Source organism: Chloroflexota bacterium, from assembly GCA_026706485.1.
Taxonomy (GTDB): domain Bacteria; phylum Chloroflexota; class UBA11872; order UBA11872; family UBA11872; genus JAJECS01.
This window is the reverse complement of sequence record JAPOYR010000013.1, coordinates 259834-285574: the sequence shown is the minus strand read 5'-3', so window position 1 is coordinate 285574 and position 25741 is coordinate 259834. Positions and strand designations below refer to the sequence as shown.

The window sequence follows — 25741 nt, the reverse complement described above, 5'->3', positions numbered from 1 at the left end:
CTGCGATTTGGTCGGTATTTCACGCGAAGGAGTGAGGTTGACCACCGACACGCTGGCTGAGGGCGAATCCGGGCTCGAGGCCGCTGCTGCGCCCAAACCGCGCAGCGAGTGGACGATGGCGTGGCGGCGGCTGCGACGGAACAAGGCGGCCCTGGCGGGGCTGGGCATTTTGATCGTCATCTCGCTTGCGGCGATCTTTGCCGATTTGATCGCGACCGAACCGGAGAACCATTTCGACATTCTGGCGGCCAACCTGCCTCCGGGTTCGGAAGGCCATCCGCTGGGCACCGATGACATCGGGCGCGATGTCTTCAGCCGCATCGTGCGCGGCTCCCGGATTTCGCTTCGCGTCGGGTTCTCGGCGGTGACGATTTCGGCCATCGTCGGCACGCTGATTGGGTTGTCGGCGGGCTATTTCGGGCGCTGGGTGGACATGGTGATCAGCCGGATCATCGACGTGATGCTGGCGTTTCCGGGATTGCTGCTGGCGATGACGGTCGTCGCCGCTCTCGGGTCTGGCCTGAACAACGCCATGATCGCGCTGGGAGTGGCCGGCATCCCGTTCTATGCGCGCGTGGTGCGTTCGACGACGCTCGCCGCCCGAGAGCTGGTGTATGTGCGGGCGGCACGCGCCGTGGGCATGTCCGACACGCGCATCATGCTGCGCCACATTTTGCCGAACATCGTCAGTCCGATCCTGATCATGGCCACGCTGGGATTGGGCGGGGCCATCCTGGCCGCCGCGGGCTTGAGCTTCCTGGGCCTGGGCGCCGAGCGCCCGTCGCCCGAGTGGGGCCTGGAGCTGTCGTCGAGCCGGCATCTGCTGCGGTCGTCGTGGTGGATCTCGACCTTCAACGGCCTGGCGATCGCCATCACGGTGCTCTCGATCAATCTCCTGGGCGACGGGTTGCGTGAGGCGCTCGATCCGCAAGCGGGGGCGTGGTCCCACTGAGCGCGCCGACTTCGTACCAGCAATAGAAAAACGTGTGCCTGATTCACAAGAGTCGTGTAGGATGCGCGCCGCGTGCATGCACGATCACCCCAAATGGGAGGGGAATGTCTATGGGTCCGAGTAAGTCTTTGAGTCGTCGCAAGCTGCTCCGCGGTGGGGCGGCGGCGCTGGCGGGCGGTGTTGGAGTTGCCGCTCTGGCCGCGTGCGGCGAGGCCGAGGTCGTCGAGCGGACGGTCACGGTCACGGTCACCGAAGTCAAAGAGGTGGTGAAGGAAGTTCCGGTCGAGACGGTCGTCACCAAGGAAGTGGTGAAGGAAGTCCCGGTCGAGACGGTCGTCACCAAAGAGGTGATCAAGGAAGTCCCGGTCGAGACCATCAAAGAGGTCGAGGTCGAGAAGGTCGTCACCCGCGACGTGGTCCGCGAGGTTGAAGTCCAGAAGGTCGTCGAGCGAGTCGTCGAGAAGATCGTCGAGCAGGCCGCCGAGCGCGCGCCGGGCATCGACATCCACAATCTCGACTCGGCGGTCAACATCGGCCTGAAGCCGTGGGACCCCAAGGTTGGCGGCGAGGTCAGCTACATGACCTTCGGCAACCCGACGAACTTCGACCCGGCGACGTGGGGCGGACGCACCGCCGAGCCGGCGAACATGTTCTACGAGCTGCTGTACAACTACGGCCCGGGGAACGCGATTCTGCCGACGCTGGCCTCCGACCTGCCCGAGGTTTCGGACGACAAGCTGAGCTGGACGGTGCCGCTGCGGAACGACGTGCTCTTCCACGACGAGACGCCGTTCGACGCGGACGCCCTGCTTTTCAACTTCGATCGGTTCCTGGACGAGGAGCTGCCGCGCGGTCACGTGGTGCGTGACATCGCCGGCATTTCCGGCGTCGAGAAGGTCAACGACTTCACGGTCAGGTTCCACACGGACCAGCCGCAGGCATTCTTCCTCAAGTTCATCGCTCACCAGCACGTGGTGTTCGCTTCGCCGAAGGCCATTACGGAGATGGGCGAGGACCTCGACCGACATCCGGTCGGCACCGGCCCCTTCAAGATGCTGGAGTGGGAAGACGACGTGAAGATCGTCGGCGAGCGGTTCGACAAGTGGGCCTGGGGCCCGTCGTACTTGCCGAACCAGGGTCCGGCGTATCCCGACCGCATGCGGTCGCAGATCTTCGGCTTCAACATGACCGACAACGCCCAGGCCTTCGAGGCGGGCGAAGTCGACATCCTGCTGAACTGGTCGTTCGCCGACTACAAGCGGGTGTCCGAGAACCCGAAGTACCACGTCATCGGATTCGCCGCGCCGGGCATGGGTCAGTACATGCCGCTGCACACGCAGCTCTGGCCGCTGGACGACCTGGCGGTGCGCAAGGCGCTGCTGTTCGGCGTCGACCGGCGAACCGTGACGGTGCGCGCCAACGGCGGCACGGCTCCCACCAACATCAGCAACCTGCTGGTGCCGGGCACCGTGGGCCGCAGCGCCGAGGCCGGTCAGCTCTACACGTACGACCCGGCCAAGGGCAGCGCGCTGCTTGACGAGGCCGGCTACGCCATGGGCGACGACGGCTTCCGCTATGCGCCGGACGGCCGCAAGCTTGAAATCAGCTACCCCGACCGCGGCGATCCCGTGGTCGAGCTGTTCAAGCTGGATGTCGAGCGGAGCCTGGGCATCCAGGTGAACATCCCGAAGATGGATGAGGCCACGCACCGCGAGCAGGCCCAGGACGGCGCCTTCCACACCACGTGGATCGGCGTGGCGGGGCCGAACGGCGACGTGCTGTACGACCGCTTCCACACGTCCTTCTACGGTCGACCGGGTCGCGCCTACTCGTTCTTCGAGTGGGACGGCGTTCCGGCCACCGCGACGGAGGGCGCGAAGATCGACGGTCTGCTGGACGCCGCGCGGGCCAGCTTCGATCCGGACGAGCAGCGAGCCATCTGGGAGGAAGCCGAGCTCTACCTCATGGAGAACGCGGTCGCCATCCCGTTGGTGCACGACTACCTGCCGTGGCTGTCCAACCCGGACCGCATCGGCGGCGTGCTGCACTTGGGTATTGACTACCTGCCCAGCTACGGGCAGTTCTACAGCACCCAGGAGTAGCGACTCTCGGAATGCCGCAGGCGCCCGACCGTCAACCGGCGGTCGGGCGCCTGCCGTCCGATTCCACCGTTAGAATGACGTAGCCATGGTTGGATACATCATCCGCCGCGTCCTCTACATGATCCCCGTCCTCTTTGGCGTGCTGATCGTGGTGTTCGTGCTCATGCGGCTGATCCCGGGCGACCCGATCGAGATCTTTTTCCAATCGGGCGAAATCGGCGGCTCCGGCGCGACCAGCCGCGAGGGCGGCGAAGTCAGCCGGAAGGCGCTCGAGAGGCTGCGGGAGAGCTACAACCTGGACAAATCGCCGCCGCACCAGTTCGTCCTCTACGTCTGGGATGTCTTGCGCGGGGACCTCGGGACGTCGATTGCCTACCGGCGCCCGGTCGTGGACATGATTGCGAGTCACTGGCCGGCGACGTTTGCGCTGACGATGGCGAGCATGGCGGTGGCCATCACCATCGGCGTCGGAGCGGGCGTGATATCGGCCATCAAACGCCACACCTTTGTTGACTACGGCGCGCAGATGTTCGCCATCCTTGGCATCTCGTTCCCGCCCTTCTTCGTTGGCTTGCTCCTGATCCTGGTGTTCGCCATCAAGTGGCAGACGGATGACGGCGTAGGCATGTTGCCGGCGGTTTCCAACGGCTATGGCAAGGAACTGATCCTGCCGGCGCTGACGCTAGGGACGGCCGCATCCGCCATCCTGGCGCGACTCACCCGCTCCTCGATGCTGGACGTGCTGTCCCGCGACTACGTGCGCACGGCGCGGTCGAAAGGACTGAAGGAGCGCGTGGTCGTGATGGGGCACGCGCTGCGCAACGCCCTGATTCCCGTAGTCACCGTCATCGGCCTCGAGTTCGGTGGCTTGCTGGCCGGCGCCGTGATCATCGAGGCCGTGTTCCACCGCCAGGGACTGGGTCTCCGCCTGATCGACGCCATCATCGACCGCGACTATCCGGTGGTGCAGGGTCTGGTGCTGCTGTCTGCCGTCATCTATGCCGTGGCAAACCTGCTCGTCGACGTGCTCTATACCTATATCGACCCGCGAGTGCGTCTCGAAACGACGGGGTCCTAGCGCCCCACGCCGGTCCACCACCAGCTCGAGAGCGCCTGAACACGCAGAGTTTCACTGCGTCCCTGGAGTCCAGTCCGTTCGAAACCCCTTCGACAATCTCAGGGCGAACGGATTGGGGCGAAGCCAATTTCCTCATTCAGACCCCTCCGTTGCGGTCGAGGTGTGTCCCGCGGCAGCCGGATGTGCCAGCATGGGCCGCGGCAGATGCCGGGTGAATCGTTCAATGACTGAGCACGAGCGGTATCTCTTTGACCTGCAGGGGTTTCTGGCGGTCCCGAACGCGCTGGATGCCGCCGAAGTGGAAGCGCTCAACGAGGTTCTCGACGAGCAAATCGCGGCGCTTCCCGACCCCGACTGGTCCACGTATCGCTTTTTGGAGTTGCTGGCGTGGGGCGCGCCGTACCGGGATCTGATCGATCATCCCAAGCTGCTGCCGTACGTCGTCGACATGGTGGGGCCGCATGTGCGCCTGGACCACACCTATCTTGACATAATTCGTGGAGGGCTCAGCCCCATCGGCGCCACGCTGCACGGCGGGCGCGTGCCCTATGACTCGGCGCAGTATTTCGAGTTTGCCGACGGCCGCTTCTACAACGGCCTGTGCGTGGTGGCGATCAACCTCATGGACGTCAATCCCGGCGACGGCGGCTTTGCCTGCGTGCCCGGCAGCCACAAGAGCAATCTGCCCTTCCCCGCCGACTGGAAGGACCTCGAAGAGGCTCAGCCGTTCGTCGAGCGGGTGGTCGGACCCGCGGGGACGGCGGTGTTCTTCACCGAGGCGCTGACGCACGGGCCGTTGCCGTGGCACGGCGCGGCCGAACGCCGCACGATCTTCTACAAATACAGCCCGCGGCCGCTGGCGTGGTGGATGCCCTATCCGGACGGTGAGGGCGTGGAGGGGCTCACCGAAGCCCAGCGACAGATCTTGCAGCCGCCAACGAGAGACCCGCGACGCATGGGGAAACCGACTCTGTCCTAAGGGCCACCCGCGTCGGACGCCGCGACCTGGCTTAGCGCCTGCTGATAGACCTGCAGGTCGGCGTCGCTGAAGAGCACGAAGCGGACTTCGTCGAATTCGAGCGCCGGAGCGTGCGAGGCCACGGTGGCTAAGGCGATGGCGGCGGCGTCCGGCTTCGGGTAGCCGTAGGCGCCGGTGCTGATGGAGGGAAAGGCGATCGTGCGCGCACCGGCCTCCGCGGCGGCCCGGAGGCTCGACTCGTAGGCCGAGGCGAGCAGGTCAGCCTCACCCTGCGCACCGCCGCGCCAAATTGGCCCAACCGCGTGGAGGACGTGCTCGGCCGGCAGGTCGCCGGCCCCGGTGCGCACGGCCTGGCCCGTAGGGCAGCTGCCAATGGCGCGGCATTCCTCCATGATCGAGGGGCCGCCGGCCCGATGAATGGCGCCGTCCACGCCCCCGCCGCCGGCGAGTTGCGCGTTGGCCGCGTTGACGATCGCGTCGACCTGCTGTTCGGTGATGTCGCCGCGGACGCAAACAACACTCGTGCCGCCGAAGGTGCGGTGCACGCCTCAGCCTCCGGAATCGCCCGACGACGCGCCGGCCGAATCGGCGTGCGCGTGAATGAGCAGGCGGCTCGGCCAACTGGCGTCGTGGAAGATCGACTGGTCAGCCGTCGTGACGCGGCGGGCGTGCCCCAGCGGCTCACCGGTGTTGGGATTGGCGTCGAAACGAGGGTAGTTGCTCGACGAGATGTCAACCCGAATGCGGTGCCCGCGGGCGAAGCGATTGGCGGTTGGATACAGGATGATGCGGAACTCGCAAATCTCGCCGGGAGTGAGGAACTCCTCCGACTCGAATCCGTTGCGGAAGCGCGCGCGGATGATGCTGTCGCAGAGATTCAGCTCGTAGCCCCCGGGCGTGCTACCGGGCGCGTCGCGGTCGTGGGGGTAGACGTCGAGCAGCTTGGCGGTGAAGTCGGTGTCGACCGCCGTGGTCGCGGCGAAAAGCCGCACCTCTACGGGACCGGCGATCTCGACGTCGGCGTCCAGCGGCGGCGTCTCGAACGACAGAACGTCGGGGCGCGAGGCCAGCGACAGCGTGTCGTGATGTCCAAAGAAGCGTCCGGGCTGTCCGCGCTGGTCGAATCCACCGGAGGGCAGGATGTCCTCCGAGGCGCTGATCGACCCGCCGGCGGTGGGCACGGGATCACGCGGGTCGTAGGTATAGCGGCTGGGCTCGTGCCGGCCCGCGGGCGCCTGCGGCTGGAGTGAGCCGTCCGGATGAAAGTACAGCGACCGTTCCTCGTATTCCGGCGGGGGCCACGTGGCCGCGCTCTCCCAGCGGCCGCCGTGCCACAGGGAGGCGTCGAGGTCGGCGGGTGGGCGCCCTGCGCGGCCGCCCATGACGAGGTAGCGCACCGGCGGCGCGCCGCGCAACCCGGTGTCGAGCCCCTTCAAGTGCTCGTCGAAGAAGCGCAGCCGCATGTCGTCGTAGGCCGGTGCGGCGGCGTCGATGCCGAGCTGGACGTCGCCGGCGGTGCTCTCCTCGACCGTGCCCTCGCCATGCCGCCAGGGACCCATCACCAGCCGCATGGGGCTGGACTTGCGCTCGCTGAGGGCGAGGTAGTTGGCGATCGCGCCGCGTGGATAGGTGTCGTACCAGCCGCTCTGGAATAGCACGGGCACATCGGAGTGCTCGTCCCAGTAGCGGTCGATGGTGTAGCCGCGCTGCATCCAGTATTCGTCGTAGAGGCCGCGGGTCAGGATGTCCCAGGCCCATTGCTCGTAGGTGGGGAGCAGGCGCAGGGCCGTCCGCCCGGGACGGAATCGCAGCGGCGGGCCGAACAGCTCGGGGATCTGGAGATCGGCCGCGTCGAAGGTGCGCTTCAGGTCGGGGTCGGCCAGGGCTTCGCGACTGGTGCGCGCCATGCGGAAGGCGTAGCGGATGAAGCGTTGCTCGAGCGCGCCGCCCTGCCGCAGCGACGAGACGTGATAGTTGCTGGTGCCCTGCCCGACGACCTGGCACGCGAGGTGCGGTGGATTGAGCGTGGCCAGCGCGCTCTGGTCCGACCCGGCGTAGCTGGCCCCCATGGTGCCCACGCGCCCGTTGCACCACGGCTGCGCGGCCACCCATTCGACCACGTCGAAGCCGTCGGGCGCTTCGAGGGCGAAGGGATACCACTCGCCGGACGATTGCCCGCGTCCGCGGACGTCGTTGATGACCGTGGCGTAGCCGCGCCGGGCGTACCAATGGCCGCGACGCGCGTAGTTCGTGCCGTCCTTGAGATAGGGCGTGCGCTCGACGATGGCAGGGAATGCTCCCTCCACCGCCACGCCGTTGCGCGCGGGCAGGTAGATGTCGGCGGCCAGCGGCACACCGTCGCGGGCGGGAATGAGCACGTTCGGACGAACGATGGAGTCGTAGGCGCGGTGCGAGCCTTGGAACGGCGCCGCTGCATCAGGCATGGGCGGTGACCATTGGCGGCGAAGTGGCTGATTGTGGCCTACGGGAGTGCCAGGCAACAACGACTGGCACGGACCTCACCGCGTCGACTCTGCTCGGCGGTGGTGGGCTGCGTTCACATCTGAGCGCCACACGGTGTCCCGACCCCCGGCGGGCACCCTCCAATCGTTGGTTGCCCCGGCAGGGGTGGATTCCCGCCTTCGCGGGAATGACGGAGGGGCTTGGCGGGAATGACGGACGGGTTACACGAAGGCACCCCGTCGCGGGAGTGACGGACCCCAAGCAGCCCGGAGTCTGCGCGTCCCATTGTTCGACGGCTCGCTAGGCTTGGGGCCATGGCACGACGTTCCGGCCATCGCGCAGTGATCGCCGTTGGCGGCGTGGTGCGTCTCGGCGACGGCATCGTGCTGGTGCGGCTGACCTATAGCCGCCACCGCGGCAAGTTCATGTTCCCCGGCGGCAAAGTCGATCCCGGTGAATCGCTCGAAGCGGCGCTGGTGCGCGAAGTACGAGAGGAAGCGGGGATCGAGGCGGAGCCCGAGGGCATCGTGGCCGTGCGTCATCGCGTCGATGCCGACGAGCTGAACACCTTCGTGATTTTCGAAATGCGGCACGTGAGCGGCCGTCCGCGTGCAGTTTCGCCGGAGGCCGACGAGGTGGGTGTGTTCAGCGCCGCCGACCTGCGGGAATCGCCCGAGCTTTTTGTTGCGCTGGTGCCCGAGATCGCGCTGCCCGTGCTCGATGGGACCTATACGCGGCTGGCGCGGAACGAGGACTTCGCGCCGTCGCCCTACGGCCCCGACACCTTTCGCATCTACGGCCCGAGCGGGCGAACGTGGGCTGAACCGGAGTGATTCGACCAGAGCGTCGCGGGCGAATAGCGCATACTTGAACCGACGGCGGGGTAGGGTGCCGCCGAGGCGGAGTCGGCGGCGCGGAGGGTGCCCAATGGCTCGGCGGCAGTTACTCAGACGCTGGTGTATCGGCGTTTTGCTGGCACTCGGCGTCGCGTGGCTGGCGCTCGCGAGCATCTATCCAACGGCTGGCGGCCAGTCGCCGTATGTCGCGGTTGCAACCATCGACGGACCGATCGACATCGTCGCCACGCGCTATCTCGAGCGAGTGCTCGAGGAGGCGTGGGACACCGACGCCGCGTTGCTGGTGGTGCGGCTCAACACGCCGGGCGGGCTGGCCGAGAGCACGCGTGACATGGTGGGGCTCATTCTCGAGTCGCGCGTGCCGGTGGCGGTCTACGTGTCGCCCGCCGGCTCGCAGGCCGCGTCCGCGGGCACCTTCGTTACCGCGGCCGCTCACTTTGCGGTGATGGCGCCCGGCACCAACATCGGGGCCGCGTCGCCGGTGACAGCTAGCGGCGAAGATGTCCCGGCCACGCTTTCCGACAAGATCAGCGAGGACACGCGAGCTTTCATTCGCAGCATTGCCGAGCGGCGCGGGCGCGACGCGGCAGCGCTCGAGGCCACGGTGACCGAAGCGCGCTCCTACACCGCGGGCGAGGCCGAAGTCGCGGGCATCGTGGACTTCATCGCCGAGGACCTCGACGATTTGCTGCGGCAAGCCGACGGCGCGGAAGTCACCACGACAAGGGGCACGCAACAGGTGAGCGTGGCCGGACTCCAGGTGCGGCCGCTCGATCCGTCGGGCGTCGAGCGATTTCTGGCCGTGCTGGCGAATCCCGGTTTGGCGCTGGTCCTGCTGGTCGTCGGGGGATTCGGTCTGCTGGTGGAGTTTTCGGCACCGGGGCTCGGCGTGCCGGGGATCGTGGGCGTGGTGGCCTTCGCCCTGGCGTTCACCGGGCTGGGGCAGCTTCCGGTGAACTGGCTGGGCGTGCTGCTGATTCTCGCGGCCCTGGGGCTGGCCGTGCTGGAGATTCAGGCGGCCGGCTTTGGCGTGTTCGGAGCGAGCGCCGTCGCGGCGTTCGTCGTGGGGGCATTTCTCCTGGGTGGCGATGCATTTCGAGTGCCGGAGATCGATGTCCCCGAGATCGAGATTGGCGTGAATCCGTGGTTGATCGGAGTGCTCGGCGGCGTGTTCGCGGCGGTGATCGCGGTGATCGCCTGGGCGCTGCGATCCGATCGGGGACGAGCCGCCTCGTCGTACGTCAGTCCGACGTCAGAGACTGCGCTGGTTGGCCAACTGGCGGAGGTGACGCACAGGCTCGATCCACGCGGCGAAGTTCGGCTCGCGGGCGAGCGCTGGGAAGCGGAGTTGCCGGCGGGGCGCCACGCGGATGTGGGCGAGCGCGTTATGGTGCGGGATGTCGAAGGCTTACGACTGAGGGTCGAGATCGTGCAAGAGTCAGCGTCAGAGGCGCCGACGGTGACCGGCTGAAGGAGGCTTCACCATGGCCATCATCAATTTCGTGCGTGACTACCAGCGGATCGCCCGGTTCCGCTTTGGGCGGTTCGAGGGCATGTTGGGCCCCGGCATCGTCTTCGCGATCCCGATCCTGCACCAGATTCGCCGCGTGGAGACGCGCACCGAAGTGCTGGACATTCCGCGGCAGACCAACATCACCAAAGACAACGCCTCGATCGACATCGACTTCCTGGTGTACATGCGCGTGGACATCAACGAGGCGCAGCGGGCGGTGCTGGAGGTCGAGGACTACCGCGCGGCGGTTGTCGGTCTGGCCACCACGACACTGCGGGCGGTGGTTGGCGATATCGACCTGGACGATGTGCTCTCGCAGCGCGAGCGCATCAACGAGTCGATTCGAGTGAAGCTCGACACCGAGACGGCGCGTTGGGGCATCAAGGTCACCAACGTCGAGATCCGGGAAATCGACCCGCCGCGAGAGATCCAGGAAGCGATGAATCGCCAGATGTCGGCGGAGCGGCTGCGCCGCGCCGTGATCCTGGAAGCCGACGGCACGCGGCAGTCGAACATCACGGTCGCCGAAGGTGAAAAGCAGGCGGCGATCCTCAAGGCTGAAGGCGCCCGGCAGGCCGAGATTCTGTCCGCCGAAGGCGACCAGCAGGCGGCGGTGCTGCGGGCGCAGGGTTTCAGCGAGGCCCTCGAGCGGATCTTCAACGTCGCCAAGGGCGTGGACTCGAACACCATGAGTCTCCAATACCTGGACACGCTGAAGTCGCTCGGTGAGAGTCCTTCGTCGAAGTTCATCTTCCCGCTGGAATTCACCCAACTGCTCGGGGCGATCGGCGGCAAGTCGTCCATGGACTCCGACCGCTAGGCATGCCGAGACCGAGATCTCGTTGACGCGGGCTTGCGGCTGGCGGAGGCTCGCGGCCTAGCCTTGGGGCGGGATTGCAACCGGCGGCAGCTGCCAGGCCTGGAGTTGGCGCTCGGCGCTGACGGCGAATAGCCGGTTGAGGCCCGGCGCAACCGCGACGCCGCGGATGGCGGCGAGCGTGGTGGCGTCGCCGAGCACCGCGCCGTCGGAGCGGATGACGGTGATGGTCATGTCATCCACCAGCGCGGCCACGTAGTCGTCCATGGGATAGACGGCGCGGGCGCGCACGCGCGGCGTGAACCAGACTTCGGTGCCGTCGAGCGTGAACGAGCCGACGCCGGCCTCGCCGGCGAGAATGAGGATGTCGTCGCGCGTGGCGCGAGCGGCGGCAGTGGCCGGAAAGCGCAGCTGGGTCCGGATATTGGCGCTCTCGGCCTCGAACACTTGCAGACCGGCGCTGGTGAGGGTGATGACCTGGTCGCCTTCCTGCGTGAAGATGACTTGTAGGATGTCGCCGTCGACACCGAAGCGCTGCTGCAAATTGCCGTCGGGTCGAATCAGCACGACCTGGTTCTCGCCACGATTGGACGAACCCACGGCCACGGCGCCGCTTCGCTTATCCAGATCGATTGACGCGGCCGAGATGTAGCTCTTGGTGGGACCCCAATCCGGACCCTGCCGAGTGAAGGCGAACACCCGTCCGACGCCGCTGGCGTTCGTGCTGCGAACCACGAGCCGGGTTCCCTCGTCGTCGAACAGCGCCTGCTCGAGGAGCTGATTGTCCGGGCGGACTGGAGCCGGCCATACCTGATTCCCAACGGCATCGAGCAGTTGCACGTCGAACCCGTGAATGGCCAAAAGGTCGCCCTGCCTTTGCATGGATACGTGCGCCAGGGGCATGCGCATGTCGCGTGCCCAGCGCAGGCCGCCGTCCGCTCCGAACGACGCCACCTTGCCGGCGCGAGCCACGGCCACGACTTGCTCCCCGAGCTCCGAGGCGGCCAAATCCTTGGGGTCGAAGTCCAGCCGCTCCAGCCACAGCAGCTCACGCCAAGATTGACGCTCGGGCGCACGATGCGTGGTCACGTTGAACGTGAGGTCGATGACGTCCTCGACGCGGACCTGCACGCCGCGAGCCAGCCACTCCCCGGCGGCGGCGTCGGCGGTGGCGGGGTCGGCGAATCGGGCAACCTCGACCCATCCGGGGTTGGTGGGCGAAAGGCGGAGATCGTCGACGATGTGGGCCAGCGAAGCGCGCGCGGCGGCCTCGTCCTCGTAGGGGCCCACCAGCACGGCGCGCTTGCGCACGCGCCACGCCTCGATGGTCGATTCCCCGATGGCGTCCAGCCGCGCCCGCAGCCCATCCTGGGCCAGTCCCGGTCCGATGCCCTCGATGAAGGCGCCAAGCTGCTCGCGCACCTGTTGCTGCAAGGTCACCAGGTGCATCAGGCGCTCGGGCTGCTCGGTCTCGCGGTAGCCGCGGACAGTCGGGCCGATCTCGACGAGGGTGTCCACCATGGCGACCAGGGCCGTGTGGGACTCCTGGTCGTCAGGCGACGGATCGAGCGGGATGACCTGTTGCGATAGCGCGGAGATCGACGGCCATTGCGCCTCGACGCTCAGGAGAAATTGGTCGGTCGAGAGGGAGCCGCGGGCGAAGGCGTTGGAATTGATTGAGAGCGCGCGCAGCACGTCGAGCGATCCGGTCGCGACCTCGAGCGCGGGTTCCCAGTAGGGCCGCAAGCGGCCAGCGAGCGGTTGGGGCTGCGGCTCGCCGCAGGCGACGGCGCCACCACCAATCAAGATGGCCGCCAGAGCCATCCGCCGCGTCAGCACGCGACGACCAGCGGGGGATGCCATAGCCGCTAGACGGGCACCGCGGCCGGCTGCACGGCCCCGCGGAGCGACCACGGGGTCGCGTCCGTAAGCTCGATGGGCACGGTGTCGCCGGCGGCCAACCCCGCCCGGTCGGCGCTGAACACCAGCTTGTTCGTGCGGGTTCGACCGCGCCACGTGGGTGGGCGTCCCGGCGCCTTGCCGCTTTCCAGCGACTCCAGCAGCACGTCCTCGACCGAGCCAACCAGGGCGCTGTTGATCTCCCGCGCGATGGGCGTTTGCACGCGTTCAATCTCGTGCAGGCGCCGCAGTTTTTCGTCCTGAGGAACGTCGTCGGCCCACTGGTCGGCCACCGTGCCGTGCCGCGGGCTGAAGGCGGCGACGTGGACCTGGTCGAATCTCAGGTCGGCGACGAGGTCGCGCGAGTTCTCGAACTGCGCCTCGGTCTCGCCGCAGAATCCCACGATGACGTCGGTGGTGACGGCGACCCCCGGCACGATCGACCGCAACATGCCGATTGTTTCGCGGTAGTGCGCCACGCTGTAGCCGCGCGCCATGCGACGCAACACGGCGTCGTCGCCGGCCTGCACCGGCAGGTTTATTTCCTCGCAGACGCTCGGCAGATCACGCATCGCCAGGGCGAGAGGCTCGGTCATGAACTGCGGATGGGCGGTGACGAAGCGCACCCGCTCGACGCCGGGAAGCGCGTCGACGGCGGCCAGGGCGTCGGGCAGGCGGTGGCCGTCAAGATCGAACCCGTAGGCGTTGACGATCTGGCCGACGAGGACGATTTCGCGCGCGCCCTCGTCGATCCATTGCCGCGCCTCGGCGACGATCTCGTCGAGCGGGCGGCTGCGCTGGGCGCCGCGCCGAAACGGCACGATGCAGTAGGTGCAGCGCTTGTCGCAGCCGTAGATGATGTTGACATAACGCGAGACCGAGCCTACGCCGGGAGGCGGCGCGGCCTCGACATCCTCGTATGCCTCGGTGCCGGGAATCTGCCGTGACATGCGGGCGAGCATGGGCTCGATGTTGAGCGAATCGAAGAGCACGTCGACCGGCCGGAGATGCGGCTCGAGCTCGGTGCGGTCGGCGTGAACCGTGCAGCCGGTGAGACCCACCAACAGCTCGGGCCGCTGCCGCTTGGCACCCTGCAGCAGGCCCAGCATGCCCCAGACCTTGCGGTCCGCGTTTTCGCGCACGGCGCAACCGTTCACCACGACGGCGGTTGCGTCCGCGAGGCTGTGGGCCGGCGCATGTCCGGCGCTCATCAGGTCGCGCGAGATTCGCTCGCCGTCGGCCTTGTTCATCTGGCAGCCGATCGTCCAAATGAAGAACCGATGGCCAGAATTGGTGGCAGGCATACTCGACCTGGGGGAGAATGTCGCGACGCACCGTCGCCGCAACCTACCCTGCATCATACGCTGGCCATGTCCTCGGCCGGTGATGATTCCCGAGATTCGCCCATGAAGCTTCTACGTCAGGCGTCGCGGCATCCGCGCCTTGCAGCCTGGGCCGCAATGTCCGCCGTCTTCGTCGTATTGATTCTCGTCGTGTCCCTGGGTCGCGAGCTTGACGTTTGGCAATACATCGGCCTGAGCGCCGTGGCGATTGCCATTGCGGGACTCAGCGTGGCGCTCACGTTCAGCCGGAGTGACGATCCCGAGTTCGATGGCTAGCCGTCCGCCGCGCATCCTCATCACCGGCGGCGGCGGCCAGATCGGCATCGAGCTTGCGCGGCAACTCGACGAGGCCAACGTGTCGGCGCTGGGACGCAGCGCCCTGGACGTGACCAGCGGAGCGGCCATGGACCGCGCGCTGGGCGAGATCAAGCCCGACGTGGTGATTCATGCCGCGGCGATGACCGATCCCGAGGCCTGTGAGCGCGACCGGGGCGCCGCGCAGCGAGTGAATGTCGTGGGCGCCTGGAACGTCGCGCGCGCGGTTGCCCGCGCCGGTGCGGAGATGGTCTATCTGAGCACCAGCTACGTCTTCGCCGGCGACAAGCTGGGACCGTACCGGGAATACGACGAGCCCGGCCCGATCAACGCCTACGGCGTGAGCAAGCTTGGCGGCGAACGCGCCGCCCGACAGGCCTTGGACCGCCTCTATGTCGTGCGCTCGGGATGGGTGTACAGCCGGTGGACCCGAGGCTTCGTGGCCCGGTTGCTTGACTTGGCCGACGACGCATCCGACGTGCGCTACGTGGGCGACCAGGTTGCCAACCCAACGTTTGCGGGCGACCTGGCGGCGGCCATTGTTCGGCTCATCGATACGCAGGCGTACGGGGTGCACCACCTCGTCAACGAGGGCGCGACCAGTTGGTATGGCTGGGCGACCGCGGTGCTGCGAGCCGCCGGACGCGACGACGTGGAGCTGGAAGAAATCTCGGCCGGGGACTTCCAACGCGAAGCGCGTGTACCGGCGAATAGCGAGCTGGCGAACGAGATGGCGCGAGCGGTGGGTATCACGCTGCGGCCCTGGCACGAGGCCCTCGAGGAGTTCGTGCGGCAGTGGGTGGCCGATCGTGGCTGACGCGCCGCGCTGGAGCGTGGTGATCCCGACGTGGAACGGCCGGCACCTCCTGGCCGAGGCGCTGGACGGGCTGAGCCGGCAAACGCTGCACGACTTCGAGACCATCGTGGTCGACGACGACTCCGACGACGACACGTGCCACTGGCTGCGGCAGCACCAACCCGACGTGGTTTCCGTCGAGCTTGCCCAGCGACGCGGCCTGGCGCACGCGATCAACCAAGGACTGGCCGTTGCCCGCGCCGAGCGCATCGCGTTTCTCAACAACGACGCCGTGCCCGAGCCCGAGTGGCTGGGCGAGTTGGATCGAGCCTTTGACGAGCATCCCAACGCCAGCATGTTGGCCTCACGGATTCTGCTCTACGCGACGCCGGACCGGTTGCACGCCGCCGGAGATTTCTTCACCGCCAGCGGGTTGCCGGGCAATCGCGGCGTGTGGCAGCGGGACGGCGCGGAATTCGACGAGCCGTGCGAGGTGTTTGGCGCGTGCGCCGCCGCCTCGGCCTACCGGAAGACGCTGTTCGACGCGGTTGGCGGGCTGGATGAAGACCTGATGATGTACTGCGAGGACGTGGACCTGAGCTGGCGGGCTCAGCTTGCCGGCCACCGGTGCCGCTACGTCCCGACGGCGCGTGTACGGCACCGTCGCGGCGCGAGCGCCACGAGCGAATTTGAAAGTTTTCTGGTCGGGCGAAACCGACCGCTGGTCGCGGCGATGAATGTTCCGGGATACGTGCTGCGCCGCCGGTGGTGGTCCATCCTGCGGGCCCAGGGTCAGATCGCGCTCGATGCGCTGCGCAACTTTCAGGGGCGCGCGGCGCGGGCAACCCTGAACGGCCAGCTGGCGGCGATCCCGCAACTGGGCCGCGCCTTGCGCAAGCGCCGACGTCGCCAGCGAACCCGGACGGTCAGCGAGGCATACGTGTGGTCGCTGCTGGACTAGAAGCGGCTGCGCGACGAGCGTCGGCGCGATGGGCGGTGGCGACGACGGTTGCGCTGGCCGCCGTGCTTGCCGGGTGGATGGCCGCGCGCTTGCCGCCGGCCGCCGCGATTGCCGGCGGGGTCTTGGTCGTCGGGGCCCTGGCGGCCCTGCGGCGACCCGCGCTCGGGCTGGGCGGACTGACGGCCTTGGCGATCCTGGCGCCGTTCGTGATCGTGCCGGTGCGCGTGGGCGCCCAGCCGCCCGTGATCGCGGTGCTGGTGGCCCTTCTGATCGGCGTCTCGGCGCTGGCCGTGATCCGAGGCGCCCGATCGCTCTCCCGCGACCGCATCCTGATCGTCCAGGGTCTTTACCTGCTGCTGATCCTCCTGGCCGCGGCGATTGCCTGGCCCGTCAACCGAGACTTCGAGGCGCTGCAGACGGGCCTGAAGCTGGCGATGGCCGCGGCGGCCCCCCTGCTGGTGGTGATGTGGCTGCCGCGGTCGGTCATTCGCCGGCATGGGCAGCGCGTGATCGTGGGCGCCGCGGCGATCCAGGCCGCGCTGGCCGTGGTGCTGCACCTGGCCGGCGACGCCGGCATCCGCTTCCTGGAGGCGCTGTCCCCGGCCGGCTATCCCGCATCCGACATTCAGCGGTTCCTGCCCGACGAGGTGACGCCGCGCGCCACGGGGCTGCTCGTCGATCCGAACGTCCTGGGCGTCACGCTGGCCATGGCGCTGCCGTTCGCGATGGTTGGTTGCACCGGATCGGCGCGTCGGTTCGCGCTCCAGGCCACGGCCATTGGCCTGATCGCGGCGGCGCTGGTGCTCACGCTGTCGCGGGGCGCCTGGGTGGGCGCGGCGGTGGCGGCGCTCGTCGTCATCGCGAGCACGCGCCCGCGACTGGGCGCCGGGCTCGCGCTGGCCGGTGCGCTTGGTCTGATCGTGCCGTGGTCGGGGGGATTGGGGGAGGCAATTCGTGCGGCAGTGGTGCAGCGCGACCTGTCCGACGCTCTGCGGCTGGGCGAGCTCCGGGAGGCAGTCCACGTGATTGGGCGCTATCCCTGGTTTGGCGTGGGTTACGGCGCCTCGCCGGACGTGGACGTGTTTGTCGGAGTCTCCAATACGTGGCTGTGGATCGCGGAGCGCGCCGGAGTGCTCGCGGCGGCTGCCGCGCTGGGCGTGGTCGTTGCCACGGTGGCGCGGGCCGCTCGTTTCGTTCGCCGCGATCCCATGGCGCGCGCGTGCGTGGCGGGGCTGGCGGCGCTGCTCGCGGCCTCCATGGTCGATCACCACCTGGCGAGCTTCCAGCACCTGGCCGTGCTGGGCGGCGTCCTTGTCGGCGCCACGCTGGTGGTCGCTCGGCGCAGCCCCTGACGTGCGTGTCGCTCTCGACGGCCGGATGCTGTATCGCGACCGCGCGGGGATCGGCCGCTATATCTGGGAACTCCAGCAGGCGATGGCCGAGTTGGGCGATTCCCGCCACGAGGTCACGCTCCTGCTCGACCCACGCGACCGGCGCCACCGCGGCGCCGCGCTGCCCGTCCGATCGGCGCCGACGCCGGCGCGGCATCGCCTGGAACGGGCGACGTTGGGCTGGGGCCTGCGGACGTTCGGCGCGGCGCATTTTCCCGACCATGCCGTGCCGCCCGGCGTGCGGGCGCCCAGCGTGGTGACGGTGCACGACGTGTCCTTTCTGACGCATCCGGCGGCATACGAGCCGCGCAGCCTCGACTTCTACCGCGCCGCCAGCCAGCGGCTTTCGCGGGCGTCACAGGTCATCGCCGTGTCCGCGCACGTCCGGGACCAGCTCGCCGACCGAAAGCTCGTTCCGGGCGACCGGATCAGCGTGATTCACGAGGCCCCGACGACGGCGCTGGACGCGGCGGCCGATTCCACGCCGCCCCGAAGCGGCTATGCCTTGATGGTGGGGACGCTGCAACCCCGCAAGAACCACGTGCATGCGGCGCGCGCGTGGGTGCGCTCCAAGGCGGCGCGCGACATGCCGCTGTTGGTTGCGGGCGGCCTCGGCTACCAGGGCGTCGATATCGTGCGAACCGTACGGACGCTGGATCCCGAGGCACGGGTGCGGTTCATCGGCTCGGTGTCGGACGCGATGCTGGGACGGCTGTATCGGCATGCGAGCCTGGTGCTGCAGCCATCGCTGGACGAAGGGTTTGGGTTGCCGGTGCTCGAGGCCATGCGAGCCGGGGCGCCCTGCGTCGTCTCCGACATTGGCGCCCTGCGGGAGGTGGCGGCCCAGGCGGCGCTGTACGTCGACCCGCAAGATCCCGAGGCGCTGACGGACGCAATCGATAAAGTCGCAGGCGATCCATCGCTGAGCGCGAAACTGCGATCAGCCGGACGCGACCGGGCCGCCGAGTTTTCCTGGGAGCGGGCCGCCGCGGCCACCCTGACCGTCTACGACCGCCTCACGTGAGCGTTCTCGTCGTCACGCCGTCGGTCCCGTGGCCGCCGACGCACGGCGCGGCGGTGCGCAACAGCGCGTTCATCACGGCGCTTGCCGAGCAGCACGACGTTGACGTGATCACTCTTGCCGGCGCGCGTGAGCGCGTGCGCCCGCACCCGGATGCGCGCAGCACAGCCGCCGTCCGCCTGCGGCGGGCGCCGTTGTGGCGACGACTGGCCAACGCCGCGCTAGGACCGGCGCCGGATCTCGTGTTTCGCCACCGCACGCCGGAGCTTCGGGCCGCCGTGCAGCAGCGACTCAGCGCCGGCGGGGTCGAGGCGGTGCAGGTGGAAGGCTTGCAGCTGGCGCACATCGTGCACGACGTGGCTGCCTCCACCGAAGGCGAGCGGCGACGTCCGCCCGTGGTCTATGACGCGCACAACGTGGAGTGGCGCCTGCAGAGCCAGCTCGCCAATCTCGCGCGGGGCGCACGCGCCTGGCACTCGCGGCGGCAGGCGGCGCTGCTGTACGGCGTGGAACGGTGGGTCGTGGGTGCGGCTGACGCCGTGACCGCCTCGTCGGCGGCCGACGCCGCGTCTCTGGTGACGCTCGGCAATCGCTCCGTGGCGGCGATTCCACATCCGGTTCCGGCGCCGGCGGACCTGCCCGGCACCGATGAAGAAGCCGATCAGCCGCGCGTGCTGCTGGCCGCCAATTTCGCCTACCGGCCCAACATCCTTGGGGCCGAGTGGCTGTTTGGCACGGTGTGGCCCGCGGTGCTGCGACGCGTGCCGGAGGCCGAGCTGCGAGTGGTGGGTCCGGGCTCGCTGGGCCTGCGCGCGATTGCCCCGGCGCGGTGCAGCGTGGGCGGTTTGGTTGATGACTTCGAGGGGGAGCAGCGGGCGGCTTGGCTGAGCACATCGCCCGCGCCCGTGGGGTCGGGGGCGCCGCTGAAGGTGCTGCAATCCCTCGCCCAGGCGCGCCCCGTCGTGGTTCAAGCCTCGGGGCTTGCGGGGCTGGATGGGTCGCTCAACGGCATTGCCGCGGCGGACTCGGCCACGGCGTTTGCCGACGCCATCGTCGATCTGCTGCAGGACCACGAGCGGCGGCGCGAGATGGGGCGGAGCGGCCATGCCTACATCGCCGAGCACCATGCGCCGGCGGTAACGGGCCGGGCACTGCTGGACGTGTACGGCGGCCTGCGAGATTCGGGTCTCGATGGAGGGCGGGAATGACGGTGGCCGTGTGCGCGACGGTTCTCAATGAGGCCCGCGACGCCCAAGCATTGGCCGAGAGTCTGCGGTCGCAGCGCCGGCAGCCGGACGAACTTGTCATCGTCGACGGTGGATCGAGCGACGGGACCGTCGAGATTCTGCGGGAAACCCTGGCCGGCACGAAGGGCGCCCAGGTCATTGAAGCGCCTGGCAGCAACATAGCCGCCGGTCGAAACCTGGCGGCGCGCTCGGTGACGTCCGACCTGATCGCCTTCACCGATGCGGGAATCGTCCGGTCGCCGGAATGGCTTGGGGCGCTGGTGGATGGCGCGGAGGAAGCGCCGCTCGCCGCCGGGACGTTTGGCTACATCCTGGCCGCGCCCGGCAGCACCGTCGAGACGGCCATTGGCGCGGTTGGACTTCCTTTCGCGGACGAGATCGATCCGGCGCACTATCCCCCGAGCGGTGGGTCGGTGCTGCTGCGACGGCAATGGTTCGATCAAGTCGGCGGCTTTCCCGAATGGCTCGACTACGGCGAGGATCTATGGCTCGATCGGAGGATCTGGGCCGAGGGCGGTTGGTTCGTCCACGCTCCCGGCGCCGACGTGTGGAATCGACCGCGTTCGAGCCTGCCAGCCTTCTTCCGCCAGTATTTTCACTACGCCTCGGGCGATGGCCGGGCCGGAATGCTCGGGAAACGCCATGCCGCGCGCTTCGCGGCCTACGCCGTGGGTCTATCCCTGGCCCGGCGGCCATCCTGGGGCCGTGTTGCGCTTCTGGCCTTCCTGGGCTATCGCTACCTGCGCCGCCCGATTGCTCGGGCGCGGGGGGCGCCCGGCGGCGGGGCGGCTGCGCCGGCACTGGTTCCGCTCGTGCGGGTGGTCGGGGACGCAGCCAAGATGCTGGGCTATGCGGCGGGCTGTTGGCGTCGGCTGAGGGGCTAGGACGATGACCATGGATGTCTCGATCATCATCGTCACGTACAACGTGCCCGAGCTCCTGCAGCGATGCCTGGCGACCATTCCGGAATCGACCGATGGACTGTCGACGGAAGTCTTGGTGGTGGACAACGGTTCCGGCGACGGCACCTGGGACAGCATCGTGTCCCGGGCGGACGTGCAGGCGATTCGAGGCAGCCGCGAGCTGGGGTTCGGCCGGGGCAACAATCTCGCCGCCTCGCGGGCACGGGGACGCTGGCTGCTGTTCCTCAATCCCGATACGGAGCTCACGCCGCTCGCGCTGCGGCGCCTGGTGGAGCGCGGCGATGCCGATCCCGCGTTGGGCATCCTGGGGCCGCGGCTCGAGCTGGCCGATGGAACGTTGGATCCGGCGGCGTGCCGCACATTTCCGACCCCCGCCTCCGCGGCAATGCGCCTGCTTCGCTGGCCCCGCAGCCTGCCGCCCAGAGGTGTGCGGCCCTACAACATTGCCCCGTCCACCGGATGCGAGGCGACGGTGGACGCGGTCTCCGGCGCGTGCATGCTGGTGCGCGCCGAGGCCTTTCGTCGGGTCGGCGGCTTCGATCCGCAGTTTTTCACCTACGGCGAAGACCTCGACTTGGCCTATCGCATCCGACAGGCCGGCTGGCCGACCCTCTTTGTGCCCTCGGTCGTGGTGCGGCACCTCAAGCGGCAGTCGACGCGGCAGCGCGCCATCCGTGCGCGGGTGGAATTCTATCGGGCCATTTGGCTTTACTATCGGAAGCACCGGCAGCGTGACGGCCTCTGGCTACGGACGGTCGTCACCACCGCGATCGTCGTCCTGGCGCTTGGCGCCGTTGCCCGCCAGGGCGCGCTCCGGGTGTTGGCGCTGGGTCGTCGCAAGGGGGCCGTAGGTTGACCTGGGTTCGACGCAACTGGCAGGGACTCGAGGCCACGGGAACGGTGGCCTTGGACGTTGCCGCGTTGCTGGCGGCGACCGCCGTCGCGTACGTGGTGCGATTCCGGTTGGGGTGGGGACCCGAGGTGGCGTCGAACCGGTTTCTCTTCTTCGTGCCGGTCAACCTCACCTTCACGGTTGCGAGCGTCCTGGCCGGGCTCGCCCTCGGCCTGTATACGCGGCATCGCACGGCGGGCCCGCTGGATCGGGTGGTGCGATCTGCCGGGGCCGTCACCGTCGGCGCGCTGCTCACGGTGGCCGCGACGTTTTTCGTGATTCAGGACCGGCTCGAATTCGTGCGCCTGCTCGTGGCGTACATGTGGCTGTCCGGCATCGTGCTGGTGGTTGTCGGACGGTCACTGCTCGTCGGAGTGCGCCAGGCGCTGAATCGCTTCGGAATCGGGGTCACGCGCGTCATCGTGGTCGGGGCCGGCACCGAGGGGACCGAGGTGCTCGCGCGGCTGTTCGACGAGCGCACGCGGCGATTCCGAGTGGTCGGCTTTGTGGACGACTTTGCCACTTCGGTGACCGCCCGCGGCCAGCAAGTGCCGGTGCTGGGACGCGTGGACTCGCTGGCGGGCGTGCTGAGCGAGCACCAGGTCGACAAGGTCGTGGTGGCAATCCCGTCGCTCTCGCACGACGCGCTGCTCGGGATTCTCGAACAGACCGAAGCGTCGTTCACGGACGTGTGGCTGCTGCCGGACCTGTTCCAGCTCATGGTGTCGCCGGTGACAGCGGGCGGAATTCGCGGGCTGCCGCTGATGGCCGTCAACGACGTTCGGCTCCAGGGGCTGAGCCGCTTCACCAAGCGCTCGCTGGATCTCGCGGGCGCCATGTTCGGAATGGTCGTCTTGTCGCTTCCGATGCTGCTGGTCGCGATGGCTATCCGCGTGGACTCGGCCGGGCCCGTGTTCTACATCCAGCAGCGCGTGGGTCGCGATCAGCGGCGTTTTCCGATCATCAAGTTTCGGACGATGCACCGGAACGCGGAGCTCAGCGGCCAGACATGGACCATTGCCAACGATCCGCGAATCACTCGCGTTGGTCGCCTGCTCCGGCGCTACTGGATCGATGAACTGCCGCAGTTGATCAATGTGATTCGCGGGGATATGAGCCTGGTGGGCCCGCGGCCCGAACGGACTTCCTACGTGCGCCAGTTCGAGCGCGAGTATTCTCGCTATATGGTCCGTCACCGTGAGCGCGCCGGGATGACCGGCTGGGCACAGGTCAATGGATTGCGGGGCAATTCGTCAATCGACGAGCGCACGCGCTATGACCTGTACTACGTGGAAAACTGGTCCTTGCTGTTCGATCTCAGAATCCTGATGCGGACGCTGCGAATCGTGATGCGGGGCGATGTGGCGTAGAACCCAGCGAAGGCGCCGGTTGACACGACGGCAGATGCTCGTGGGGGCCGTGGCCGCCATTGCGGCAACGGGATGCGATTTCGGCGGGTTTGGCGATGGCCAAGCTCCGGCGCCGCCCGCGGCGCCGGAGCGGACCGACCCGCCGGTTGCGACGCCCTATCTCCCGCTCGCCGTGTCGAGCCTGCCGCCGGCCGTGCAACTCCCGCTGGTGGTCATTGATCTCGCCGGCAGCGGGGAGTTCGGTGACGCCGGCGATGGACAGCCGGCTGCGCTGGCGCAGTTTCGAAGCATCGGCGGCGTGACGGTGGATCCTCAAGGGAGGGTCTACATCTCGGACCCCCAGGCGAATCGCGTGCGGCGCATCGGCGCCGACGGCGTGATTCAGACGGTGGCGGGCACGGGCATTCGCGGGTCCGCGGGCGACGGTGGTCCGGCGACACAGGCCGAGCTCACTGAGCCGACCCGGCTGCTGGTCGACGGCGCCGGGGTGCTGCTGATCGCGGAGTTGCACCGAGTGCGCCGGGTGGCGATCGACGGCACGATTACCACGGTCATTGGCGATGGGCAGCCGGGGCTCGAAGGCGATGGAGGACCGGCCAGCCTGGCCCGACTGGCGGGCAACGCCGGCATGGCGCTGGACGGGGAGGGCACGCTGTTCATTGCCGAACGCGCCGCGCACCGGGTGCGCCGCATCGGCCCGGACGGCATCGTGACGACCATGGCGGGCACCGGCATCGCCGGCAGTGCGGGGGACGGTGGCGCCGCCGCGAACGCGCAGTTGAATCAGCCTGTCGACGTGGACGTCGACGCGTTTGCCAACATCCTGATTGCCGAGCTTGGCGGGAACCGGATTCGTCGCGTATCCGGTCAGAGCAGCGTCGCGGCCATCCACACGCTCGCCGGGACCGGAGAGCCGGGGATGGGGGGCGACGGTGGCTCGGCGGTGAGCGCCCAGCTTCACGGGCCTCAAGCCGTGGCCGTGGATACCGATGGCAACGTGTTTGTCGCGGATTGGAACAACCGGCGCGTCCGTCGCATTGACCCCAGCGGCGGCATCACCACGATTGCCGGTGACATTGAACAACCGTCGGCATCCGGCCGTTTGGCCGTTGATACCAGGTTGGAGCTGCCGGCCGACGTGACGGTGACCACGCGCGGTGAGCTGCTCGTGGTCGAACAGGGCACGCGTCGGCTGCGGGCGCTGGTTCCCATTGCGCAGATTCCCGCCGAGCCCGAAGCGCCGGCGGCCCCGCCATATCAACCGCCGGCGCCGTCCCTGGCGCTGCCGCCGCCGGTGGCCGCGGAGCTGATTGCCGAGGTGTTCGCCGGCCGCGGCGAGCCGGGCTATGACGGCGAGGGCGGCTCGCGGGAGGATGCCCAGTTCACCACGCCTCGCGGCATTGCCGTGGACAGCGCCGGGCGCGTGCTCGTGGCCGACACCGGCAACCACCGCATTCGACGCATTGAGCTTGACGGCACCGTGCGGACCGTGGCGGGGAACGGAAGCCCGGGATTCTCGGGCGACGGTGGCCTGGCGACGGCGGCGCAATTGAACCGCCCGCACCATGTAACCGTCGATGCGCAGGGCGCGCTCTACATTGCCGACGCCGGGAATTTCCGCGTGCGGCGGGTTACGCCCGAAGGCGTGATCGGCACGATGGTCGGCGTCAGCGCTCCGGGCTCGGGCGGCGACGGCGGCCCGGCGGCCTTCGCGTCGCTCACCGAGCCGGTTGGCGTGACATTGGATTCGGCGGGCCGGCTGTACGTGGTCGATGCGCCGGACCATCGGGTGCGCCGCGTGGAACGCGATGGAACGATCGTCACGATTGCCGGCACCGGCAACTTCGGCTGGGGCGGCGACGGGGGCCCGGCGGCGGAGGCCGCGGTCGGTTTTCCACAGCGCGCCGTGGTCGACGCCGGCGGCGAGGTGCTGATCTCCCAACTGCAAGCGGGCGTGGTGCGCCGCTTGCGCCGCGACGGGACCATCGAGCTCGCCGCAGGCTCGTCGGATACCAGCGCGCCCGACGAGGGACCGGCGGGGTCGGTCCGAATCGAGGCGCCCATCGGGCTTGCGGCCGACGCGGCCGGTGGGTTCTACGTGGTCGAGAGCGGGGCGGGGACGGTGACGGCCGTTGGCGGTGGGGCCGCGCGCGTGATCGCCGGCGACCCGACCGGCTCCGGACAGCCGGGGGGGGCGGCTGCCGAGATTCCGCTGTTCACGGCCATCGACATGGCGATCGCCAGTGACGGAAGCATCTACTTGCTCGAGGGACGCGGCATCGTGTGGCGCATTGCCCCGCCCGGACAGCCGCTGCCCACGGAGCCCGCGCCATCGCCGACCGGCGAGGCGGAAGCAACGCCGGAGGCCGCCGAGGAGGAGACGCCGACTCCGACGCCGACGATTGAGCCGGCCACGAACGAGTCGGCCAACATCGAGTCCGTGACGCTGGCGCTCGATCTCGACTCGGCCCAACGGGCGGTTGAGCCAACGCTTCAATTCCATCCCGGCGAGCGGGTGAGCATTTCCATCGAATTCACCAACATCGTCGACGGCACGCGCCTCGGGATTCGCTGGAACGCGGGTGATCGTGAGATTGGCCGCTTCCTCACCGATCCGGTGCAAGCGTCGCCGCGGGCGACGTATGGCTTTTGGTTTTTCCTTCCGCCGACCGCCGCCACGGGGCAATGGAGCGTGGAGGTTCTCGTCGGCGACCAGGCCGTGAGCCGGGCCGATTTTGTGGTCGTGCCGGGCGAAGTCAGAATTCAACGCGACGGCGGATAGCGGTCGGCGGTCCCGGTCGACGAGTTCCACGGCTCGGCTG

At 68.5% G+C, this 25741-nt stretch carries 21 protein-coding genes; 17 read left to right on the top strand and 4 right to left on the bottom strand.

Annotated elements, in window-relative coordinates:
• The first annotated feature begins 37 nt into the window (after positions 1–37).
• The 4 genes from OXG79_14875 (at position 38) to OXG79_14860 (ending at position 5111) form a co-directional block, all read left to right on the top strand.
• Positions 38–952 carry an ABC transporter permease gene (locus OXG79_14875; GenBank protein ID MCY3785049.1) on the top strand — a complete coding sequence of 305 codons (915 nt, stop codon included), beginning with the start codon at positions 38–40 and terminating at the stop codon, positions 950–952.
• A gap of 128 nt (positions 953–1080) precedes the next feature.
• Positions 1081–3054 carry an ABC transporter substrate-binding protein gene (locus OXG79_14870; GenBank protein MCY3785048.1) on the top strand — a complete coding sequence of 658 codons (1974 nt, stop codon included), beginning with the start codon at positions 1081–1083 and terminating at the stop codon, positions 3052–3054.
• An 85-nt stretch (positions 3055–3139) separates the two neighbouring features.
• Complete coding sequence (locus OXG79_14865) at positions 3140–4132, top strand: ABC transporter permease (GenBank protein ID MCY3785047.1); 993 nt, start codon at positions 3140–3142, stop codon at positions 4130–4132.
• 223 nt (positions 4133–4355) lie between these two features.
• Positions 4356–5111: a phytanoyl-CoA dioxygenase family protein gene (locus OXG79_14860; protein MCY3785046.1), complete on the top strand. Its 756-nt coding sequence runs from the start codon at positions 4356–4358 to the stop codon at positions 5109–5111.
• On the opposite strand, the gene OXG79_14855 is transcribed toward OXG79_14860, so the two are convergent.
• Together OXG79_14855 and OXG79_14850 are read right to left on the bottom strand one after the other, a co-directional pair.
• Positions 5108–5656, bottom strand: a complete 549-nt coding sequence (locus OXG79_14855) for an O-acetyl-ADP-ribose deacetylase (protein ID MCY3785045.1) — start codon at positions 5654–5656, stop codon at positions 5108–5110. The two genes, OXG79_14860 and OXG79_14855, sit on opposite strands and share 4 nt — an antisense overlap.
• A gap of 3 nt (positions 5657–5659) precedes the next feature.
• Complete coding sequence (locus tag OXG79_14850; GenBank protein ID MCY3785044.1) at positions 5660–7555, bottom strand: CocE/NonD family hydrolase; 1896 nt, start codon at positions 7553–7555, stop codon at positions 5660–5662.
• 333 nt (positions 7556–7888) lie between these two features.
• Here OXG79_14850 and OXG79_14845 point away from each other — a divergent pair, with 333 nt between their 5' ends.
• The 3 genes from OXG79_14845 to OXG79_14835 all read left to right on the top strand — a co-directional run bounded on the left by OXG79_14845 (position 7889) and on the right by OXG79_14835 (position 10764).
• Positions 7889–8407, top strand: a complete 519-nt coding sequence (locus OXG79_14845) for an NUDIX domain-containing protein (GenBank protein MCY3785043.1) — start codon at positions 7889–7891, stop codon at positions 8405–8407.
• A gap of 94 nt (positions 8408–8501) precedes the next feature.
• Positions 8502–9902, top strand: a complete 1401-nt coding sequence (locus OXG79_14840) for a nodulation protein NfeD (GenBank protein MCY3785042.1) — start codon at positions 8502–8504, stop codon at positions 9900–9902.
• Between the two features lie 13 nt (positions 9903–9915).
• A complete protein-coding gene (locus OXG79_14835) occupies positions 9916–10764 on the top strand; it encodes an SPFH domain-containing protein (GenBank protein ID MCY3785041.1) in 849 nt (282 codons plus the stop codon).
• Between the two features lie 57 nt (positions 10765–10821).
• On the opposite strand, the gene OXG79_14830 is transcribed toward OXG79_14835, so the two are convergent.
• Together OXG79_14830 and OXG79_14825 are read right to left on the bottom strand one after the other, a co-directional pair.
• On the bottom strand, positions 10822–12600 hold the full coding sequence (locus OXG79_14830) for a hypothetical protein (protein MCY3785040.1): 1779 nt from the start codon (positions 12598–12600) through the stop codon (positions 10822–10824).
• 29 nt (positions 12601–12629) lie between these two features.
• Positions 12630–13964, bottom strand: coding sequence for a MiaB/RimO family radical SAM methylthiotransferase (locus OXG79_14825; GenBank protein MCY3785039.1), 1335 nt, complete (start codon positions 13962–13964; stop codon positions 12630–12632).
• Positions 13965–14066: 102 nt separating this feature from the next.
• On the opposite strand from OXG79_14825, the gene OXG79_14820 reads away from it, so the two are divergent.
• From OXG79_14820 to OXG79_14775, 10 genes are read left to right on the top strand one after another with little or no spacing between them, the layout of a single operon-like run.
• Positions 14067–14279 (top strand): hypothetical protein, encoded by a 213-nt coding sequence (locus OXG79_14820; protein ID MCY3785038.1) that lies wholly within the window; start codon positions 14067–14069, stop codon positions 14277–14279.
• Entirely contained in the window at positions 14272–15135 is an 864-nt protein-coding gene (rfbD, locus tag OXG79_14815) for a dTDP-4-dehydrorhamnose reductase (protein MCY3785037.1), read from the top strand. The genes OXG79_14820 and rfbD overlap by 8 nt, the downstream gene beginning before the upstream one ends.
• A complete protein-coding gene (locus OXG79_14810; protein MCY3785036.1) occupies positions 15128–16075 on the top strand; it encodes a glycosyltransferase family 2 protein in 948 nt (315 codons plus the stop codon). The genes rfbD and OXG79_14810 overlap by 8 nt, the downstream gene beginning before the upstream one ends.
• Positions 16076–16110: 35 nt before the next feature.
• Positions 16111–17427, top strand: coding sequence for an O-antigen ligase family protein (locus OXG79_14805; protein ID MCY3785035.1), 1317 nt, complete (start codon positions 16111–16113; stop codon positions 17425–17427).
• 1 nt (position 17428) lies between these two features.
• Positions 17429–18490 (top strand): glycosyltransferase family 1 protein, encoded by a 1062-nt coding sequence (locus tag OXG79_14800; protein ID MCY3785034.1) that lies wholly within the window; start codon positions 17429–17431, stop codon positions 18488–18490.
• The gene (locus OXG79_14795; GenBank protein MCY3785033.1) at positions 18487–19695 is read left to right on the top strand and encodes a glycosyltransferase; all 1209 of its coding nucleotides are present in this window, start codon (positions 18487–18489) and stop codon (positions 19693–19695) included. Before OXG79_14800 ends, OXG79_14795 begins: the two co-directional genes overlap by 4 nt.
• Positions 19692–20618, top strand: a complete 927-nt coding sequence (locus tag OXG79_14790) for a glycosyltransferase (GenBank protein ID MCY3785032.1) — start codon at positions 19692–19694, stop codon at positions 20616–20618. Before OXG79_14795 ends, OXG79_14790 begins: the two co-directional genes overlap by 4 nt.
• Before the next feature lie 10 nt (positions 20619–20628).
• Positions 20629–21513: a glycosyltransferase family 2 protein gene (locus tag OXG79_14785; GenBank protein MCY3785031.1), complete on the top strand. Its 885-nt coding sequence runs from the start codon at positions 20629–20631 to the stop codon at positions 21511–21513.
• Entirely contained in the window at positions 21510–22919 is a 1410-nt protein-coding gene (locus OXG79_14780; protein ID MCY3785030.1) for an undecaprenyl-phosphate glucose phosphotransferase, read from the top strand. Before OXG79_14785 ends, OXG79_14780 begins: the two co-directional genes overlap by 4 nt.
• Positions 22920–22938: 19 nt before the next feature.
• Positions 22939–25701 carry a hypothetical protein gene (locus OXG79_14775; GenBank protein ID MCY3785029.1) on the top strand — a complete coding sequence of 921 codons (2763 nt, stop codon included), beginning with the start codon at positions 22939–22941 and terminating at the stop codon, positions 25699–25701.
• Positions 25702–25741: the final 40 nt, after the last annotated feature.